Below are 22694 nucleotides of genomic sequence, written 5' to 3'. Positions count from 1 at the left end.
GACCGCTGCGCTGTTAAAATTAAGTATTAAGAATTAAGATCGCTGCGCTGCTAGAACAAAGTATCAAGACTGATTTTGCTTGGTTTGAAGTGCGGATTTTTAAAAGGTGAATGAGGCTTGATTTAAAATGAGATGTATAATGACGAAATTGGTTTTTAAAAAAGTTTACCTGCTGTTGCTAATTTTTGCGTGTGGTGCAATTGATAGCTACGCACAGAACAATACCTACATCGCTAGTAAGGATTTGGTGGATTTTGTGAATCCTTTGATGGGGACGGACTCGTCTTTCGATTTGTCAAATGGAAATACCTATCCCGCCATTGCCACGCCTTGGGGGATGAATTTCTGGACGCCAATGACTTCTAAAATGGGCGACGGCTGGACTTATAAATACCGAGAAAATAAAATCAGAGGGATTAAACAAACCCACCAACCGAGTCCGTGGGTGAATGATTATGCAGCGTTTTCCTTTATGGCCGTAACTGGCGATTTGAAATTTCAGGAAGATGAGCGCGTATCTTGGTTTTCTCATAAAGCAGAAACGGTAACGCCGTATCATTACTCGGTGTATTTGGCCGATTATGATGTGGTGGCTGAGGTAACCCCAACGGAACGAGCGGCGCATTTTAAATTTACGTTTCCAGAATCGGACAGTTCCTATATCATCCTCGATGCGTTTAACAAAGGATCCATGGTGAAAATCATTCCTGAAGAACGCAAAATAATTGGCTACGCCAGAAACAATAGCGGAGGTGTGCCCGAGAATTTTCACAACTATTTTGTCGCCGAATTTGATAAAGATTTTGAAGTCAACCACACTTGGAAAGACGGATGGCAATTGGTTGAAAACACCACAGATAGCGAAGGTGATCACGTGGGCGCCATCATCGGATTTAAAACCAAAAAAGGCGAAGTGGTCCATGTCAAAGTGGCGTCATCGTTTATCAGTCCTGAGCAAGCACAATTGAATCTGTCCAGAGAAATTGGGACAGATCCATTTGAAACTACAAAACAGAAGGCGAAAGATGCTTGGGAAACTGAGTTGGGCAGAATTCAAATTGAAGACGACAACATTGATAATTTAAGAACCTTTTACTCCTCGCTCTACCGCGTGTTGTTATTCCCAAGAAAATTTTATGAGTTTGATGCTGATCATAAAGTGATGCATTACAGTCCGTATAACGGACAAGTATTACCGGGCTATATGTTTACGGATAATGGCTTTTGGGACACTTTCAGAGCCGTATTTCCATTTTTTAATATGATGTATCCTGAGCTCAACGGTAAAATCATGCAAGGCTTGGCGAATACGTATAAAGAGTCAGGATGGTTGCCAGAATGGGCAAGTCCAGGACATCGTGATGTGATGATTGGTTCCAATTCGGCACCTATCATTGCCGATGCTTATTTAAAAGGTGCCCATGGAATGGATGCTGACGTGTTGTTGGAAGCGGTCCTAAAAAACGCCACTGTTGCTGATGGACGTCCTGTGAATTCAGTGGGAAGGGCCGGCTTGACCTATTACAATACCTTAGGTTATGTGCCTTATGATGTAGACATCAACGAAAATGCCGCCAGAACATTAGAATACGCCTACGCGGATTTTACCATCGCGAAAATGGCGGAGAAAATGGGCAATACAAAACTGGCAAAAAAGTACTTCAAGCAATCGATGAATTACAAAAACCTGTTTGATCCGTCTACCAATTGGATGCGCGGTAAAAACAAGGACGGCAGTTTTCAAAGTCCGTTTAACCCTTTAAAATGGGGCGATGCTTTTACGGAAGGCAACAGTTTACACTATACTTGGTCAGTGTTTCATGATATTCAAGGCTTGATCGATTTGATGGGCGGCAAGGAACAATTTGTGGGCAAGTTGGATGAGGTTTTTGATATGCCACCAAAATTTGACGCGTCTTACTACGGATTTACGATTCACGAAATCCGAGAAATGCAAATCGTAAACATGGGCAACTATGCGCACGGCAACCAACCCATTCAGCACATGATCTATTTGTACAATTATGCCAATCAACCCTACAAAGCCCAAGAGAAAGTTAGGGACGTGATGGCGAAATTGTATGCTGCAACACCTGACGGTTATTGTGGTGATGAAGATAATGGCCAAACGTCGGCGTGGTATGTGTTCAGTGCCTTAGGCTTTTATCCGGTAACCCCGGGCGTGGACGAATATGTAATTGGAAGTCCGCTGTTCAAAAAAGCGACCCTCCATTTAGAAAACGGAAACACCTTTGAAATCAAATCCAACAACAATTCAGATTCGAATGTCTACATTCAAAATGCCGAATTGAATGGAAAAACCTATAACAATACGTATTTGAAATTTGATGCCCTGCAAAACGGTGGTGTCTTAGAATTTAATATGGGCAACACTCCCAATAAAAGTTGGGGTGCTGCAAATGAAAGCGTGCCGTATTCCTTGAGCACGTCAAAAAACAAACCTAAAAAATGAAACAGTTTAGCTTATTTATTCTTCTAATTTTTTGTGGCACTTCTAGCCTTGTGGCGCAGGAGCCTGTAGATTATGTGAATCCTTTTATTGGCACCTCCAATTACGGCGCGACTTTTCCTGGACCCATTGCACCACGAGGAATGGCGAGTATCAGTCCGTTTAACGTGGCAGGACCACAAAATTTACCTTTAGAAAAAGACAGTCAGTGGTTGTCCAATCCGTATGTGAATGAAAATACATTTCTAACCGGTTTTAGCCACGTCAATTTAAGTGGTGTGGGCTGTCCAGATTTGGGCGTGTTATTGTTGATGCCAACTACGGGCGAATTAGAAACCAATCACCTGAACTACGGTTCTACTTATAAAAATGAAGTTGCAAAGGCCGGCTATTACAGTACGGAAATCGATAAATATAAGGTGAAAGCAGAGTTTACCGCATCAACTAGAGTTGGGGTGAGTAAATTTCATTTTCCAAAAGGGCAGGCCAATGTCTTATTGAATCTTGGTTTAGGGTTGACCAATGAGGAAGGCGCTATGGTGCAAGTCGTATCATCAACTGAAATTGAAGGCATGCGTTCCGTTGGATCATTCTGTTACAATAGTCCTGAAGCGGCTTATCCGGTTTATTTTGTCGCTCAATTTTCAAAACCGGCCGATAATTTTGGGGTTTGGAAAAAACCTGCAACTTACGAAGGTGTGGAAGCACAATGGATGGGTTATAATGGCAAAACACATCTGATGGAGAAATCGACCAAAATGGTGGTTGGTGATAGCATTGGCAGTTATTTTACTTACAATTTTGATAAGGCCGAAACGGTTGAAGTTAAAATAGGTGTGAGCTACGTGAGTATTGCCAATGCACGCGAGAACTTAGAAAAGGAAACGAGTAACAAAACATTTGAAGATGTTTATAAAGAAACCTACAACGCGTGGAATGAGACACTCTCCAGAATCAGAGTGGAAGGAGGTTCTGAAGACGATAAGACAGTTTTTTATACCGCTTTGTATCATACGCAAATCCATCCGAATACCTTAAATGATGTCAACGGCGACTATCCTGAAATTAAAACAGGAAACATCGGAAATACCGATGGGACGCGCTATACCGTCTTTTCTTTATGGGATACCTATCGTAATGTGCACCAATTGTTATCGCTCGTTTATCCGCAGCAGCAGAATAATATGATCCATAGTATGTTGGATATGTATGATGAAAACGGTTGGTTGCCAAAATGGGAATTGAATTCCACCGAAACCTTTACCATGGTGGGCGATCCGGCGAGTATTGTCATTGCTGACACGTATTTAAAAGGCATACGCGATTTTGATGTTGACAAGGCCTATGAAGCAATGCTAAAAAGTGCAGATCAGTTGGAAAATAATCCACTGCGTCCAGGTTTGAAAGATTATATTGAAAAGGGATTTGTAACAACGGATCATGGTGGATCAGTTTCGACCACTCAAGAGTATAATGCCGCTGATAATGCCATTGCTATATTGGCGAACGCATTAGGGAAGAAAGACGATTACAAGCGATTTAAAAATCGCTCTTTATCCTACAGAAAATTATTCGATAAAAACTTAAGATTGTTGAGACCACGATTGCAAAATGGCGAGTGGTACGAACCCTTCGATCCTGATGCTGGGGCTAACTTTACTGAGAATGTTGGATTTATAGAGGGTAACGCATGGCAATATGCGTTTATGATTCCGCACGACATCAATGGACTGAAAAAGTTAATGGGCGGCAATAAAGCGTTTACAGATCAACTTCAAAAGATTTTCGATACGGACCAATTTGATATGGCCAACGAACCTGATATTGCTTATCCGTACCTTTTCAATTATGTAAAAGGCGAAGAGTGGCGCAGTCAGCAAATGGTAGAAAAATTGGTTAGAAAACATTTCAAGAACACACCTGATGGCATTCCGGGCAATGATGATACCGGCACCATGTCAGCTTGGGTGGTGTATTCCATGATGGGATTTTATCCAATCGCTCCGGGAGAACCTGTTTATACCATTACCAAACCGTTGTTCGATAAAATTACCATTCAACTGGATTCCAAATATTACAAGAATAGTGAGTTGGTTATTGAAAAAGAAACCAACGGCAACGGTCGCATCGATCACATTTTAATCGGCGGAAAAAAACATAAAGGTTATTTTATAAATCATGATGAGTTGGTGAATGGGAAAACCCTCAAAGTCATTTTGAAATAATTAACTCGCTTAAACAACCCATACTATCAATTGCACAAACTCACTTTAACATGAAATCAAACATATTAATTTTTACATTTTTAGTATTTACAATCTTTTCATTAAACGCACAGAAACCGGTCAATGTAAAGGTTTTTGACAAACAACCTCTCAATTTTGGAGGTGAAAAAGGTGCGGATGCTCAAGCGGTTCGGTTAATGGACGGCCGTTTAGTTTATAAAAAAGTAACAGTACCCACGTTTGCTAAAGGCACGGATGTGAATATCAAATTAACGGTGCGTTCTAGCGGCGACCGTTGGGATAAATCGGGGTCTGTCTTCGTGGTTTCCGATCCTGAAAAACTTTCCATCCTGGATATTGCAGAAAAGGATGAAAAATTCCCGACTGATTCCTATGTAGATGGCAAATACGCCGGATTGGTACAAGGAAAAAACTACGAACCGGTAGTGGAACTGATGCGATTTATGACTCCGTTTGGCGTTGGACATTACAGTGATAACAAAGTTAAATACAGAAGACCAGTTTATATTCCGTCTTGGGAGAAAGAAGTGGTGTGGGAGCATGATATCACGGCTTTAGAAAGCTTGGTGACGGAGACGTTTTATGTAGGTGTTTGGATCGATTCCTGGACCGCGGAAGGTTATGATTTTGATCTGGAATTGAAGTATTCCGATAGAACACAAAAGAAAGTTTCAGTATTGCCTGTAGTGAACACCATTCCGTACGTTGGCGGGCAGAAAATTCCAGATAATTTTGCCCATAAAGATTTGGAGCAAACCATTCAACTAAAGAAGAATGCTAAAAATGTGAAATTACACTACATCACCACCGGACACGGCGGACATAGTGGTGGCGATGAATTCATCAAAATTAAAAACAGTGTCTTTTTCAATAATACATTGGTTTTGGATACCATTCCTTGGCGTGATGATTGTGCGTCCTTCCGTCGATTCAATCCAACATCAGGCGTATGGATTAAAAAAGATTCGGCGTCCTATATCAGTTCCGAAACAAGAAAGTACGAAGTTAAAGAAATTGAAGAACGCATTGCCTCTTCAGATTTGTCGAGATCTAATTGGTGCCCAGGCTCCTCTGTAGAACCTATGGTGGTGGATTTAGGCGACTTAAAAGCGGGTGCACACACGATCAAAATAAAAATCCCTGCAACTCCAGTGGATGGTGATAAGCTGAACCATTGGTTGGTATCAGCGTATTTGACTTACGAATAAATTGAAGTACTGTTCATTAACTCAGAATTGGAAAAATATATGGTAAGGATTTAAATTATAGTTAATACTATTTTGTTTTAATAGTTGATATATTTAGAAGCCGTCTCAATTTATAAATTGAGACGGTTTTTTTATACTCACCATACTTCAAAAAGATTTGTTTGGTATAAAACCAAGGAAATAAAAGATGATATTAAAATTGGGCCTTTAACAAGTATCAGATTGTTCGTTTGAAATTAGCTTAATGATAAAAAGGTGAGGTTGTTAAAAATTCATTTTTGTATATTGTTATCGAGCACAGCGCTATAATTATTAATTTTTTAATTATATTAGCTGATTGAACAAATAATGATTTATATCCCCTTTTATTTCGTCAGAGACTTCCTGAAATTAATTTGTTTCTACGATGGTCACTTAAAAATTGGTGATGTTTAATGCCTAATTACTAAACACTATGATTAATAAAAAAATTTCGTTTCTAATTTTTCAAATGGTATGTCTTTTTTTATCTGTGACCTATACCAACGCGCAAGACAAAGATCCGATTAAGGATTACAAGCATTTTATTGAAAACGAGGCTGTCATTAGCGATAATAAATTGGAAGCGCATGCGTCATTTACGTCGTTTACCTCTGAAAAAGATGCTTTAAACAACACCCCTCATTTTTATCAATCATTAGATGGACTTTGGAAATTCAATTGGGTAAAAGATCCGAAGGACAGACCCACAACGTTCATGAATTTAAATGAAGATGTGTCTGGTTGGGATGATATTAAAGTACCGTCCAACTGGGAAGTGGAAGGGTATGGCATTCCTATTTACGTGAATCACCAATATGAGTTTTCTGATTATAAAGCTATGATTGCTGATGATATGAAGCTTGTAGATGGTATCTATCCTGCAAACCCAGGTAAAGTTCCGCACTCCTATAATCCAGTAGGATCTTATGCACGCGAATTTACGATTCCTAACGATTGGGATGGAAAGGAAATCTTCTTGCAAATCGGCGCCATGAAATCCGGAGGATTTGTATGGCTGAATGGTAGATATATTGGCTACTCCCAAGGCAGTAAATTGCCTGCAGAATTTAATATTACGGCAGCTGCTAAACCAGGTAAAAATAAAATCGCCTTACAAATCTTTAGATGGACCGATGGTTCATACCTTGAAGCTCAAGATTTCTGGAGAATCAGCGGGATTGAGCGTAGCGTATATGTGTACGCACAACCTAAATTACGTATTGAAGATTATGAAGTGGTTTCAATATTGGATGCCACCTATAAAGATGGTGTTTTTGAACTTGATGTCAATCTTGAAAATGCCAACTCTAAATCGGAAAAAGGAAGTGTTTCTTATAAAATATTGGATGCTGACTCCAAACTAGTGGCATCAGAATCAAAATCATTTACTATTGATGGTTCAAAACAGAATGAACTTAATTTTTCTGCAACCTTGCCAAACGTGAAGCAATGGAGTGCAGAGCATCCTAATTTATATACCCTTCTTATTGAAACTAAAGACAGAAAAGGAAAAACGTTAGAAGTGACCACCTCTCGCATTGGATTTAGATCTGTTGAAATCAAGCAAGGCTTATTATTGGTTAATGGGCAGCGCATCACTTTAAAAGGGGTGAATACTCAAGAAGCAAATCCTGAAACCGGACACGTTGTGCCTGAGGAGTTGATCATGAAAGATATCAAACTCTGGAAAGAAAATAACATCAACGCTGTACGTTTAAGTCACTACCCACAACAACGTCGTTTTTATGAGTTATGTGATGAGTATGGTTTGTATGTAGTTGATGAAGCTAATATTGAATCTCACGGCATGTACTACGGCGAACATTCTTTAGCTAAAAAACCAAGTTGGGAAAACGCGCATGTCGATAGAATGGTACGTTTGGTGAAACGCGATAAAAACCATCCATCAGTAATCATTTGGTCTATGGGGAATGAAGCCGGTAACGGTGTAAATTTCTTTAAAGGCTATGATGAAATGAAGGCAAACGACAAAACCAAACGCCCAGTACAATACGAGCGTCCGTATAAAGATTACGACGGTAGTTTATGGGATATGGATACCAATACCGATATTATCGTGCCACAATATCCAACGCCAGCAACTTTTGAAGCGGTTGGAAGAACCAAAACGGACCGACCTTACATTCCTAGCGAATATGCCCACGCGATGGGAAATAGTACGGGGAATTTCCAAGATTATTGGGATATCATTGAGCGTTATGACAACCTTCAAGGTGGATTCATCTGGGACTGGGTGGACCAATCGATTTGGAAAACCAACGAAAAAGGCGAGCGCTTTTATGCTTATGGCGGCGATTATGGCGAAAATATGCCAACGGACAATACGTTCCTAAATAACGGAATTGTATTCCCGGATCGCACACCACAACCAGGTTTATTTGAAGTTAAAAAAGCACACGAATTCATTAATTTCAGAGATCAAGGCATCAACCGTCATGATGAACTTCGCATTCTCGTGGAGAACTTATATGATTTTACCAATTTAAATCACTTCACTTTTAGTGCTGAAATTAAAGCCGATGGAAACGTTTTAAAAACGATTCCTATTGAAGATATATCCGTAGAAACACACACTGGGAAGCTGATCAGAGTATCCTTAAAAGATGTCGATTACAAACCAAACACCCAGTATTTCTTAGAGATTTCTGCAAAAACCAAAGCACCATGGGGCATTCTTCCTAAAGGTCATGAAGTAGCTCACGAGCAATTTGTATTATCACGTAAATACACCAAGCAGAACACGGCATTGGAGAATAAAGCGGCTTTAAAAATCAAAGAATCCAAAGAGAATTTAGAAGTGTCTAACGCTGATGTGAAAGTTATTTTTGATAAAACAAAAGGACAAATCACCTCTTATGTATATGAAGGAACAGAATTATTAAAAGATGGTAACGGTCTGAAACCGAACTTCTGGCGTGCACCAACGGACAATGATTTTGGTAGCCAAATGCAAGCCAAAAACATCGAATGGAAAAAAGCATCGTTGTTTGCGAAAGTTGCCAAATTAACGTCTGCTAAAAATGATGATGGCAGTGTGAGCATCAACGTAACTTATAACTTACCAGGTGTTGACACGACGTTCGATTCAGAATACCATATTCTTGGGAACGGCGTGATCAAAATCAACAACACCTTACACGAAACGAATTATAAAGCCGACTTGCCACGTTTGGGCATGCGTATGCAATTGCCAAAGGCCTATGAAAACATGACCTATTTTGGTCGTGGTCCATGGGAAAACTATCAAGACAGAAAAGCCTCTGCGTTTCTTGATGTATACGAATCTAAAGTAAGAGATCAATATGTGCCTTACGTAAGACCACAGGAAAACGGCTATAAAACAGACGTGCGTTGGTCAGCTTTTGCTGATGCAAATAACAACGGACTTTTAGTGGTTGCAAACAATCAATTCCAAGGTTTGGGCATTAGCGCCTTGCACATGCCAAACGAAGATTTTGACACGACGGATGGGATTGCTTATAGTGGCAACGATAAGTTGGAGGAAGAATTTAGAACCGATGGTATTCCACAAATCAACGCGTCTAAACACATCAATGATATTAAAGAACAAGATTTGGTACAACTTAATATCGATTTAGCACAACGTGGTGTTGCCGGAGATAATAGCTGGGGAGGAAGACCACAGGAGGAATACTTAATTAAAGGGCAAGAAAAACAATCCTACAGTTTCTTTTTGATTCCTTTTAAAAACGGTACCAAAAAAGATTTTGTTGAATGGAGTAAGTTGTATTCCAACCAGAACTAATTGAAAAGACATTAAATTAAAAAAGCAATGAAACAAAGAAATCAACGCATCATTACGGCGTTCCTAACGTTATTGGGAAGTTATGTGGGCATCGGCCAAACCCTGGACCCTGTTATTGAAAATCCTGATGTGATAGGCATCAATAAATTAGATGCACGTGCCACGTTCTTTCCGTATAGTTCTTTAGAATTAGCGAAGGAAAACGACCTTTCAAAAGCAGATAATTACATGCTTTTAAACGGTACTTGGCAATTTAATTACAGTGATACTCCAGAAACCAAACCAGCCGATTTCTATAAAGAAGATTTCGATACCTCAAACTGGAATACTATAAAAGTACCTTCTAACTGGGAAGTTGAAGGTTTTGGAGTGCCAATTTATGTGAACGCGACGTATCCGTTCCAAAAAGGACATTTAAATCCGCCAGACATTCCAGATGGCGATAATCCAGTAGGGTCTTACAAAAGAACCTTTAATGTGCCGAACAATTGGGATGGTAAGGATTTATTCATCCATTTTGGAGCTGTAAAATCGGCATTCTACATTTGGATTAACGGAAAGAAAGTGGGCTACAGTCAAGGCTCTAAACTTCCGGCAGAATTTAATGTGACCGATTTTATAAAACCAGGACAAAACAGTATTGCTTTAGAAGTGTACCGTTGGAGTGATGGTAGTTATTTAGAATGTCAAGATTTCTGGAGAATTTCAGGAATTGAGCGTGATGTATACTTATATGCAAGACCAAAAATTCAATTGGTAGATTATTTTGCCAAAGCAGGATTGGAAAACAATTATACCGATGGTGTTTTTGATTTAACGTTCGATGTGAAAAGCATCGATTCTAAAAAGCAAAAAGGAAGTGTTTCAGTTGAAATCACCAGAAATAACCAATCGATTTATAGTGCATCAACGGGCTATGAATTGACGCCAAATACGGCACAAAGTTTCAGTTTCAAAAAAGTAATTCCGCAAGTAAAAACTTGGTCGGCTGAAATTCCAAACTTATATCAATTAAACATCGTCATTAAAGACAGAAAAGGAAATGTCATTGAAGCCATTTCTCGAAAATTAGGTTTTAGAACTTCTGAAGTAAAAGATGGTCAATATTTGGTGAATGGAAAACCAATTCTATTCAAAGGGGTTAACCGTCATGAGCACGATCCTAATACAGGCCACGTTATTTCTCGCGAAGATATGTTAAGGGATGTTCAAATCTTTAAAGAATACAACATCAACGCGGTGAGAACGGCACATTACCCTAACGATCCTTATTTCTATGAATTATGTGATGAATACGGGATTTATGTCATCGATGAGGCTAATATTGAATCGCACGGAATGGGTTACGCTTTAGACCGAACTTTAGCGAACAATCCAGCTTGGTTGAAAGCGCATTTAGCGCGTGTTGGACGTATGGTGGAGCGTGATAAAAATCACCCATCTATCGTTATCTGGTCTTTAGGAAACGAAGCTGGTAATGGCTACAATTTCTATGAGTCTTATTTGTTAGCTAAAAAAATGGACGATACCAGACCAACGCAATACGAGCGTGCGGTACACGAATGGAATACAGATTTGTATGTGCCAATGTATGAAACTCCAGCAGAGGTAGAGGCCTACGCGAAAGACCCAAGAAGAACCAAACCGTATGTACAGTGCGAGTATGCACACGCTATGGGGAACAGTATGGGTGGTTTTAAAGAATACTGGGATTTATATGAAAAATACGACAAACTTCAAGGTGGATTTATTTGGGATTATGTAGATCAGGGTCTTAAAATCGAAAAGAATGGCCGTGAGATTTTTGCATATGGTGGCGATTTCGGTCCGGAAGGCACACCAAGTGATAACAACTTTTTGAACAACGGATTGGTGCAACCAGACCGCACGCCTAACCCGCATATTCATGAAGTGGCACACATCCATCAAGATATAAAATTCTATGAAAATGATTTGGCTAATGGTGTCATCGATCTTAAAAACTGGTATTTCTTCAGAGATTTATCTAACTACAAATTAACTTGGGAAGTGATTGCCAATGGCGAAGTTGTAGAATCAGGAACTATTGATGATCTTGTAACGGCACCTCAAGCGAAGAAAGCTTTAAAAATTCCTTTCAAAACGACATTTAAAAAGGATGTTGAATATTTCTTGAATGTTGCTGCCCAATTAAAAGCAGACGAACCTTTATTGAAAGCAGGTTATGTTGTGGCGTATGAGCAATTCCAATTGCAAGAGGCCAATGTACAAACTCCTGAAAAAGCAACGGCAGCAGTAAAATCGAAAACTGAAGGTGATGTAATTACCGTTACCGGAGAACATTTCACAGTAACGTTTAATCAAAAAGAAGGTACTTTAACAGATTATGTCTACAAGACTAAAAGCTTGTTAGAAAAAGGTCCGCAAGTCAATTTCTGGCGTGCGCCAACTGATAATGATTACGGTGCAGGTACTCAAAAGAGTTATAAAGCATGGAAAGATGCTGGAACTACAGGTAAGGTAACGACCGCTGTAAAACAAGTCTCAAAATCTGAAGTAGAAATCACGTTTACCAGAGACTTATTTGATGGTGATGCTAAAGTAATTTCGAAATTTATGGTGGATGGAAACGGTGCTGTAAAAGTGACTAATGAGTTAAAAGCAATCCAAGGAAAGCATCCAGATTTCTATAAATTTGGAAACAAATTGGTCCTGCCAGAAGCGTATAAGAACATCACGTTTTACGGAAAAGGTCCTTTTGAAGCCTATACTGATAGACAACATGCAGCCAAAGTTGGACTGTATAAACAATCCATCGCTGAGCAATATTTTCCATACATCCGTCCGCAGGAAACAGGAAACAAATTAGATGTCCGTTGGATGGCATTAACTAAAGAAGATGGTTCAGGTCTTAAATTTTTAAGCGACACACCAGTATCTGTTTCAGCCCTTAATTTTGCTGAAGAAGATTTACATACCAATGATGAGCGCGTGCAACACCATGCTGGAGAAATTGATCCTCGTAAAGAAGTGTTCGTAAACATTGATGGTTTCCAACAAGGTTTGGGAAGCATCAACAGTTGGGGAAGATTGCCAATGGAACAATACCGACTGCCGTATAAGGACTATTCTTATTCGTACTGGATGGTGCCAATTGAGTAATGATAGTGTAAATATGCGTATGTAATAAGTACAACATATCGACCCTTTTCATTGTTGAAAGCGGTCGATATTTGTTTTAATATAGAAAGTGAATGTATAAAATTTGTCTGTTGTTGTCGGTTTTCGTTTTGATGTCTTGTAAACCTCAAGAACGGACTGTGGTACCCTTGACTTTAATTCAAAACACGGCCCAATCCATCACCAAACCACAAACGCCAATCATGGGCTGGTCCAGCTGGAATAATTTTCATGTCGATATCAATGAAGAGGTCATCAAAGCCCAAGCCGATTTCATGGTTTCGACCGGAATGGCTGATGTGGGTTACGCTTATGTAAACATTGACGATGGCTTTTTTGGAGGTCGTGATGCTGAGGGCAATTTAATGGTACATCCCACACGATTTCCTAATGGGATGAAGGTGATTTCTGAGTATATCCATTCTAAAGGTTTAAAAGCAGGAATTTATTCCGATGCTGGTATTAATACGTGTGCTTCGCATTGGGACAAAGATACTATTGGTGTGGGTTCTGGACTGATGGGCCACGACAGGAAGGATTTAAAATTGATGCTCAACGAATGGAATTATGATTTCATTAAAGTCGATTGGTGTGGTGGCGAGTGGTTAGGATTGGATGAAGAAACCCGATACACCCAAATTGCCAATATCATTAAAGAAATTAAACCGAATACCGTGTTTAATATCTGCAGATGGGAATTCCCTGGAGAATGGGCACTGCAAATTGCGGATTCATGGCGTATTTCAGGGGATATTACTAACGAATTTAGTTCCATCCTACATATCATCGATTTGAATGCGGATCTTTGGAAATACGCATCCCCAGGCCATGTCAACGATATGGACATGCTACAAGTAGGTCGCGGTATGAGTTATGAAGAAGATAAAACCCATTTTACCATGTGGTGCATGATGAATTCGCCACTTTTAGCGGGGAATGACTTGCGTTATATGACTCCAGAAACGATTGATATTCTTACCAATAAAGAACTGATTGCCCTCAATCAAGATCCGTTGGTGTACCAAGCACGCCGATTGGTGGATGAAGGCGATTTAGAAGTTTGGGCAAAACCATTAATCTCTACGATGAGTGGGAAAGTGGCGGTCACTTTATTGAACAGGTCCGAGAAAGCAGCAACCATGACATTCGATTTAGATACCGTTGGATTAGACGCTTCCAAAGGCTATCATTACCGCGATTTATGGGCGAAGCAAGATTTTGAATCCACTACCAAAGAAGTATTAAGTTTTGAAGTGCCTGCACATGGTGTCGTCGTACTGTCACTAACTGGTACCTCAAAGCCATTTAATATATTCCAGAATAAATAGAGCCTTCAAATCGTATGAAAACCATCAAAAGACACTTTTTTATCCGTACTATAGTTTTTAAACTGTCGGCGATCTGCGTGTTATTTGGATTGCTATGCTCAGGAACAATTCACGGGCAAGAGAGAACCGTGTTGACTTTAGAAAAAAATTGGAAGTTTCATAAAGGCGATGTGGAGAACGTATCTTCACCATCTTTTGATGATTCCAAATGGGAAACTGTTACCGTGCCTCACGATTGGGCTATAAAAGGGCCTTTTGATAAAGAGATTGACAAGCAAACCGTAGCCATTGTTCAAAATGGCGAAGAAATTGCTACAGAAAAAACGGGACGCACGGGTGCACTACCTTATATCGGAATTGGTTGGTACCGCAATCAGTTTGTCCTCCCAAATTTTAATTCCGAAAAGAAAGTCATTCTCCTTTTTGAGGGCGCCATGAGTGAGCCCGAAATATTCCTTAATGGCCAAAAAATAGGCAGTTGGAACTATGGTTACAGCTATTTTTATTTTGACATCACCGAACATATCCGTGCCAACCAACAAAATACTTTGGCGGTTAAACTGACCAATCGCGAGTTGTCCTCACGTTGGTATCCTGGTGCGGGATTGTACCGCAATGTGCGGGTTATTACCAAAAACAGGGAAAGCATTGATCAATGGGGGACCTTTATTACCACACCTTTTATAACTTCAGTTTTAGCAAAAGTCAATGTTAAAACAAAGGTGTCTGGTAAAAACCTTAAAATGGTAACCACCATCAAAGATACGGACGGAAAAACGGTAGCTGTCGATTCCACCCAAGCCAATTTTGGAGATGCCTTTGAACAGAATATTGCTGTTAGCAATCCACAGTTATGGAGTCCGGAAACGCCCTATTTATATTCGGCCACCTCTCAATTATATGCTGACCACATCTTTAAAGATGAAATTATAACCAAATTCGGAATTAGAAGCATCAAATACGAAGCAAAAAAAGGCTTTAGCCTAAATGATTCGGTCATGAAGTTCAAAGGCGTATGTCTGCATCATGATTTAGGCCCGATCGGCACAGCAGTGAACAGATCTGCCTTACGCCGTCAACTTCAGATTTTAAAGGATATGGGAGCCAACGCCATTCGCAGCGCACACAATATGCCGTCTTTGGAGCAACTCGAATTGTGCGATGAAATGGGTTTTCTATTTTTAGCCGAAAGTTTTGATGAATGGGCCAAATCGAAAGTCGACAACGGGTACCATCGCTATTTTGAAACTGATGCAGAAAAGGATATCGTCAACTTAGTACAGGCTACGCGCAACCACCCGAGTATTGTGATGTGGAGTTCCGGCAATGAAGTCCCTGATCAATGGGGCAGTGAGGGTGCTAAACGCGCCAAATGGCTTCAGGATATTTTTCATCGCGAAGATCCCACCCGACCGGTAACCGTAGGTATGGATCAAGTAGAAGCGACTATGGCTTCAGGTTTTGGTGCGGTATTGGACATCCCAGGCTTGAATTACCGCGTGCATTTATATGAGGACGCTTACGAAGCCTTTCCGCAAGGCTTGATTTTAGGATCAGAAACCGCATCTACAGTGAGTTCTCGTGGCATTTATAAGTTCCCCGTGGTAGCGGCAAAGATGAAAATGTATGACGATTTACAGTCGTCATCCTACGATTTGGAAGCTTGCAGTTGGTCTAACATCCCTGATGAAGATTTTGTGTTGCAAGATGATAAACCATGGGTGATTGGCGAATTTGTCTGGACGGGTTTTGACTATTTAGGTGAACCGACGCCTTACGATACCAAATGGCCATCTAGAAGTTCGTATTTTGGAATTAATGATTTGGCCGGATTGCCTAAAGATCGTTTTTATTTATACCGGAGTCGTTGGAACACGAAAGAGGAAACACTCCACATGCTACCCCATTGGAATTGGGAAGGTCGTGAAGGAGAAATCACCCCCGTTTTCGTTTACACCAATTATGACAGTGCTGAATTGTTTGTGAACGGCAAAAGCATGGGCATTCAGAAAAAAAACAACAGTTCGCCAACCCACAGATACCGCTTGATGTGGATGGATGTAACATACGAACCGGGTACCATAAAAGTGGTCGCTTTTGATGCTGATGGACATACCGTGGCAGAAAAAGAAACCCATACCGCAGGAACACCATACAAATTAGTCTTAGAAGCCGACAGAACACAGTTAACTGCTGACGGAAAGGATTTGGCATTTGTCACCGTATCTGTGGTTGATAAAGATGGAATTCTTTGTCCTACTGCTACCAATCCATTAAAATTTAAGGTAAAAGGCGCGGGAAAATATAAAGCTGCAGCTAATGGTGACGCCACCTCGCTCGAGTTATTTCATTTACCTACCATGAAATTGTTTAGTGGTAAATTGGTGGTCTTGGTAGAAGCTGGTGAAACTCCGGGCGAGATCTCATTGGAGGTCTCAGGAAAAGGATTGAAAACTGGAAGGATAAATTTAGACACAATCATCAAATGAAAAAATTTATAACGGATAGAAACCTTACCATCATAAATTTTGCTCTAATTTTTTATTTTATCGGATTGTATTTGCTTTATATATACCAAGTGAATAGTGTAATATTAGGGTTTTTCGTAGAAATTCTTACCATTCCTCTGATGCTTGCTCAAATTGTTTTTGTAATTATAGGAATAATATATCTCATAAAACATAGCGTTAGAATCCTGACTTTAGTGAGTGTTATTGCGCTGATTATTTGTTCAACGCTTACAATTGGTAGTTTTTTTTAGAAAAAATAAATACCTGAAAAATTAAAATTCGCACAACGCTTTTGATAAAAATTATTTATAAAGATTTAAATTGATTACATATGAAATTATTAAGAACCCTCGTCATTTTAGGCAGCGTGTTTTTAACGTTCGGATGTCATAACGCTAAAGTGGCCAAAAAACAACCACAAGCATCTGCTCAAAAACCAAATATTATTTACATCCTAGCGGACGATTTGGGCTACGGTGATTTGGGTGTTTACGGGCAAACCAAAATTGAAACCCCAAATATTGATGCCTTGGCAAAGGAAGGCATTTTGTTTACCCAACATTATACGGCGGCACCCGTTTGTGCACCTGCTCGTGCGTCGTTATTGACCGGTTTGCATGGTGGTCATGCCAGTATTAGAGGGAATGACGAATGGGGAGAACGTGGTAATGTTTGGAATTATCGCGCTATGATTGCGGACTCCACGTTGGAAGGTCAGCGCCCAATGCCTAAAAGTACCGTCACCTTAGCGCAAACCTTGAAAAAGGCGAATTACAAAACGGCTATTGTTGGCAAATGGGGTTTAGGCGCACCGCAAACCGAATCCATTCCAACAGAAATGGGTTTCGACTATTTTTTTGGTTACAACTGCCAGCGTCAAGCGCACACCTACAATCCGGTACATTTGTATGAAAATGAAAAGCGTGTGTATTTAAATAATGATACCATTGCCCCACACGAAGGGTTGGCAAAAGGTAGCGATGCTTATGATTTGGAAGCTTATGCAAAATTCACCCAACCTGATTACAGTCCGACGCTGATTTTTGATAAAATGATGGCATTTATAGAGAAAAATAAAAAAGAGCCATTCTTCATGTATTGGGCAAGTCCTATCCCTCACGTGCCGTTACAGGCGCCACAAAACTGGGTGGATTATTATGTAAATAAATTCGGTGATGAAGAGCCTCACCATTTTATTGAAGGTGAAGGAGCCGATTATTTCCCTACACGTTATCCGCGGGCGACTTATGCTGCGATGATTTCATATTTGGATGAAAACGTTGGAAAATTGGTGGCCTATTTAAAAAAGGAAGGCTTGTATGAAAACACCTTAATTGTCTTTACTTCTGATAACGGACCAAGTTCAGCAGGTGGTGGTGATGCCGTTTGGTTTGATAGTGCTGCACCTTTTGATAGTAGCGACGGACGAGGTAAAGGGTTTTTATATGAAGGGGGTATCCGCGTACCGTTGATCGCGACGTGGCCAGGAAAGATTCAACCAGGAACTACAAGTGATCATATTTCGGCATTTTATGATATCATGCCAACATTTAATGAAGTTGCACAAGTGGACACCAATTATGCTTCCGATGGGATTAGTTTTTATAATGCGTTGACCAATGCAGGCAAGCAAGATCAACATGACTATTTGTATTGGGAATTTGCAGGCTATAACGGTCAAGTTGCGGTAAGAATGGGTAAGTGGAAGATGATTTGGAAGAATATCAAGAAAGGCAATAAAACAGTTGAGTTATATGATTTGGATGCGGACATCCGAGAACAACACAATATCATGGACCAACATCCTGAAATGCTCAAGACGTTTTATGACATCGTTAAAAAAGAACACAGAGCACCAGAAAACAAAACGTTTTCTATTGAAGGTGTAGAACAATTAGTTAGTCAACATCAAGAATAATAATCCCTATGAAATCTTTAAAACTCTTTTATCTTTTGGTAGGCGCCTCCGTAGTTGTAGGCTGTAAGACCAAAAACATTACGACAGCAGAAGTAAAGCAAGAGCGGCCAAATATCATTTTTATCATGTCTGATGACCATGCGTACCAAGCCATCAGCGCTTATGATACGACGCTGATTCAAACGCCAAACATCGATAGGATTGCCAAGGAAGGCATGCTATTTACCAATGCCACAGTCACCAACTCCATCTGTGCGCCATCAAGAGCAGTGATCCTTACGGGAAAACACAGCCATATCAATGGTAAAATTGACAATTTAAGTCATTTTGATACCACTAATGTGACCTTTCCACAAATCCTTCAAAAAGCGGGTTATCAAACAGCGATGTTCGGGAAATTGCACTTTGGGAATAACCCAAAAGGATTTGACGAATTCAAGATTTTACCAGGTCAGGGCGATTATTACAATCCGAAATTTATCACCCAAAAAGGGGATACCATTATTGACGGCTATGTGACGGATATCACTACCGATTTGACTTTAGATTGGATGAAACACCGTAGAGATCCGAACAAACCATTTATGTTGATGTATTTGCACAAAGCACCGCACCGTGCGTGGTTGCCGAGCGAAAAATATTATAAAGAATTCACCCAAAAGACCTTTCCATTGCCAGAAACCTTGTTCGACGATTACAAGACCAGAGGAACGGCAGCTAAATCGGCCGAGATGGGAATTTTAAAACATATGTCGCTTATCAACGATAATAAGCTCACGCCAGCAACGGTTAAAGAGCTGAACATTGAGCAATGGAGTCAACTCGGTGAAAGTTTATATACCATGAATGCAGAGCAGCGCGCCAAGTGGGATGCCGTTTACGGACCGATTAATGAGGATTTCAAAAAACGTTACCCAACCATGAACGATTCGACTTTGACGGTTTGGAAATACCAACGTTACTTACAGGATTATTTAGGAACCATCGCCTCCGTAGATGAAAATGTTGGTCGCGTATTGGATTATTTAGATGAAGAAAAATTGGCAGACAACACCATCGTGGTCTACACCTCAGATCAAGGTTTTTATTTAGGCGAACACGGTTGGTTTGACAAGCGATTTATGTATAACGAATCGTTTAAAACACCGTTGTTGATTAAGTGGCCAAATCAAATTAAGCCGGGCATCACGGAAGATGAGATGGTGCAGAATTTAGATTTTGCGCAAACTTTTCTTGAAATTGCTGGTGTCACTGCTCCTAAAGACATGCAAGGAGAGAGTTTAGTGCCACTTTTAACCGGAAATAAAGCCGTTTGGGATAGAGACGCCGTGTACTACCATTATTACGAATATCCTGCGGAACACGCCGTAAAAAGACATTATGGGATTGCCACCAAGGAATATAAAATCATCCATTTTTATCATGATGTGAATGAATGGGAATTGTATGACCGTTTAAATGATCCTAAAGAAGTGCATAATGTGATCAATGATCCTAAATATGCCCAGGTGGTGATCGAAATGAAGCAAAAACTTCAGGAAACACGGAAGAAATACAAGGATTCTGAGGAGCTGGATAGGAAGTATATTGAGAGTTATAATTAGGAAGAGAGAAAATAGAAAATAGAAAAGAGAGAAGAGAGAAGAGAATCTCGAATGACAAAATCTGAATAACAAATGTTGAAGTTTAAAGCACAGTAACATTGAAAGTTATGTTGTTTGCTATATCTCAATCTTTAATAACCCTCTTAAATTCTCCTCCTTCTAAAGGAGGAGTGGATTCTGCTTCCGGAGAGAAGCAGAAGACGAGGTGGTTTTTGTTTGATTATTTGATATATGCAGGGTTCAATGTTGAAGACAGAGCAGAGAGAATCGAAAAGAGAGAATAGAGAATATAGATTTTAAAAATGATGACTACGAATTTCATGTTGAATCGGTTGGGGATACTGTTACTTTTGTGCGTGGCGTTACAGTCGTGTTCGGTTATTAAACCTATAAAAGAGAACAGTAATGAAGCGTATCAATTGGTGTTTGAAGACCAGTTTGACGGGACAGCTTATAACACAACATATTGGACGAGTCTTCCTCAGCGAGAAAATGGATCGCCATGGAACCGATACGTTGTGGAGGATGCGGATTTGGCGGAAGTTAAGGACGGGAAGTTACACATTCGTGCGCGCTGGAATGAGGAGACTAATCTCCCAGAAACTGGAGCAATCCAAACCAAAGATAAATTCAGTTTTAAATACGGGAAAATCGAAGTGCGGGCGAAGTTTAATAGCGCTGCGCAAGGAGGTTGGCCAGCGATATGGTTGATGCCGCAAAATGATGTCTATGCTGGATGGCCTAATGGCGGCGAAATCGACATCATGGAGCGTCTCAACAACGATAACTTTGTCCATCAAGTTGTGCATCAATCTGACGGAAATGCCAAACACATCTCTAAAGGAAAAACTCCTGAAATTATCCCTGCCGAATACAATACGTATAGCATTATAAAACTCCCCAACCGCATCGAGTTTTATGTTAACAATAACCTGACGATGGTGCACGAGCCTACAGGCGATTTCGAAAAACGCTGGCCATTTGAGACCGATTATTACATCATCTTAAACCATGCGAGTGCCGATAAAGGGCAGTCCGGTATCAATTTCTGGCCAGGCCTTGTAACCTCAACGGAAAACTTTCCGCTTGAAATGGCGATTGAATATGTAAAAGTTTGGGAATTTAAAGATTAAATCTTCTTTATAAAAGTTTGATTAGATTTTCCCTGAGTCTCTGCACAATATGAAATCATATATCAGTCCATCACCGAAACATAATTCACTTCTTTTAAGGTCTTGTTCTTTTTATCAAAAGTGAAGGTCACTTCAAAAGCATCACGGTCTTCAACTGTTGCTTTATAATTGATGTCGAGTTCTAAGGGAAACAGTTTTGTAAAACTATCTGCATCCATACCCAAATGCACGCCATAATTGAGCTGCAGGCCTTCAGATTGTAATCGCATATAGGTAATCCGATCTACATACTTATTTTTTAAAATTTCGATGACATCAGTGGCTGATGCAAATCGGATTAAAGAATCGCGTTCTTTATCAAAATGCGCTTCACCAATTGCCACATAGCTATTTGAATTGGCTTTCAAAAGGGAATCTCTATTAGTATCTACATGCGGATTTTCATTTAAGATATAACTCTTATGGAATTGGATCGTATTTAAGCGCTGTTCTGTAGCGTTCGTATTAAGCGTTATGGGTGATTCTAAAAACAATTCAAGGCGTTCTACCTTGGTTAAATTGGGTTCTGGTATTAAATTTTCGGATGCGGATTTGTCCTTACAGGACATGAAGAGCATGGCTATCAAGACAACTATAATGGCAAGGGTTCTATTGGTGATATTCATACAAGATGTTTTTAATTAAGCCTTTAAATTGATAGCTTCTGGAATTAACGATCGCGTCTCTAAGATAGGAATTGTTTTCATAGGCTTCAGAAATCTGTTATAAAGTATTCGTTATTAAGCTTATTTGGAAAAACAAGCTGAGGTATGCCCAAAAAAAAATAGGCAAAACAAGAAATCTTGCTTTGCCTATAATTTCACCTAAAATCAGAATAATTCTGATCAGATTATTTTAACTCCACCTTTAAAAGATCAAGTTTTGCTTCTAGTGTTTTTGAAGCGGTATTGCTTATTCTAATATACTTCACCTCATTATTAACGGCGCCTCTTACAGCATCATCTTTAACTTCTGTTTTCACAGAGGTCCAGTCGCTACCATTAGTAGATACTTCTAAGGCCAAGTGCTCATAACTGGTTGCTGGCGATAGTTTGTAGACGATTGATTTTATTTTTGCGGCTTCCTTTAATGCAAATCCGAAGTAGGCTTTCGGTTCAAAACGAATCACTTCTAAAGGCACATTTATTGCTAACGTACGATCTTTTAGCGTCGCAGTTTGATGCTTCAACTGCTCAACAAAGAACTGAGGCAAAAAACAAGCCTATTCTCCATTAAATTTTGACAAATGTGTTCCTGGCATTGTTGAAGTG

At 39.9% G+C, this 22694-nt stretch carries 12 protein-coding genes; 10 read left to right on the top strand and 2 right to left on the bottom strand.

Annotation, left to right across the window (positions count from 1 at the left end):
• Positions 1 to 139 precede the first annotated feature (139 nt).
• The 10 genes from Q0947_RS13735 (at position 140) to Q0947_RS13690 (ending at position 21384) form a co-directional block, all read left to right on the top strand.
• Positions 140 to 2473, top strand: a complete 2334-nt coding sequence (locus Q0947_RS13735) for a GH92 family glycosyl hydrolase (protein ID WP_299398783.1) — start codon at positions 140 to 142, stop codon at positions 2471 to 2473.
• Positions 2470 to 4695, top strand: a complete 2226-nt coding sequence (locus tag Q0947_RS13730) for a GH92 family glycosyl hydrolase (protein WP_299398780.1) — start codon at positions 2470 to 2472, stop codon at positions 4693 to 4695. The genes Q0947_RS13735 and Q0947_RS13730 overlap by 4 nt, the downstream gene beginning before the upstream one ends.
• Before the next feature lie 50 nt (positions 4696 to 4745).
• Positions 4746 to 5924, top strand: a complete 1179-nt coding sequence (locus Q0947_RS13725) for a PNGase F N-terminal domain-containing protein (RefSeq protein ID WP_299398776.1) — start codon at positions 4746 to 4748, stop codon at positions 5922 to 5924.
• A gap of 454 nt (positions 5925 to 6378) precedes the next feature.
• Positions 6379 to 9732, top strand: coding sequence for a glycoside hydrolase family 2 TIM barrel-domain containing protein (locus Q0947_RS13720; RefSeq protein WP_299398772.1), 3354 nt, complete (start codon positions 6379 to 6381; stop codon positions 9730 to 9732).
• A 27-nt stretch (positions 9733 to 9759) separates the two neighbouring features.
• Entirely contained in the window at positions 9760 to 12873 is a 3114-nt protein-coding gene (locus Q0947_RS13715) for a glycoside hydrolase family 2 TIM barrel-domain containing protein (protein ID WP_299398770.1), read from the top strand.
• A 92-nt stretch (positions 12874 to 12965) separates the two neighbouring features.
• The gene (locus Q0947_RS13710) at positions 12966 to 14219 is read left to right on the top strand and encodes a glycoside hydrolase family 27 protein (RefSeq protein ID WP_299398769.1); all 1254 of its coding nucleotides are present in this window, start codon (positions 12966 to 12968) and stop codon (positions 14217 to 14219) included.
• A 14-nt stretch (positions 14220 to 14233) separates the two neighbouring features.
• Positions 14234 to 16708 (top strand): DUF4982 domain-containing protein, encoded by a 2475-nt coding sequence (locus Q0947_RS13705; protein WP_299398767.1) that lies wholly within the window; start codon positions 14234 to 14236, stop codon positions 16706 to 16708.
• 352 nt (positions 16709 to 17060) lie between these two features.
• Entirely contained in the window at positions 17061 to 18647 is a 1587-nt protein-coding gene (locus Q0947_RS13700; protein WP_299398765.1) for an arylsulfatase, read from the top strand.
• A gap of 8 nt (positions 18648 to 18655) precedes the next feature.
• Entirely contained in the window at positions 18656 to 20251 is a 1596-nt protein-coding gene (locus Q0947_RS13695; RefSeq protein WP_299398762.1) for a sulfatase, read from the top strand.
• Between the two features lie 302 nt (positions 20252 to 20553).
• Positions 20554 to 21384 carry a glycoside hydrolase family 16 protein gene (locus Q0947_RS13690; protein ID WP_299398760.1) on the top strand — a complete coding sequence of 277 codons (831 nt, stop codon included), beginning with the start codon at positions 20554 to 20556 and terminating at the stop codon, positions 21382 to 21384.
• A gap of 62 nt (positions 21385 to 21446) precedes the next feature.
• On the opposite strand, the gene Q0947_RS13685 is transcribed toward Q0947_RS13690, so the two are convergent.
• Positions 21447 to 22049 (bottom strand): hypothetical protein, encoded by a 603-nt coding sequence (locus Q0947_RS13685; protein WP_299398758.1) that lies wholly within the window; start codon positions 22047 to 22049, stop codon positions 21447 to 21449.
• Positions 22050 to 22273: 224 nt separating this feature from the next.
• Positions 22274 to 22636: a hypothetical protein gene (locus Q0947_RS13680; RefSeq protein ID WP_299398755.1), complete on the bottom strand. Its 363-nt coding sequence runs from the start codon at positions 22634 to 22636 to the stop codon at positions 22274 to 22276.
• Between the last annotated feature and the right edge of the window lie 58 nt (positions 22637 to 22694).

The organism is uncultured Gelidibacter sp. (genome assembly GCF_947500795.1).
In the GTDB taxonomy this organism is placed as follows: Bacteria; Bacteroidota; Bacteroidia; order Flavobacteriales; family Flavobacteriaceae; genus Gelidibacter.
This window is presented reverse-complemented; position numbering and strand designations above follow the sequence as displayed.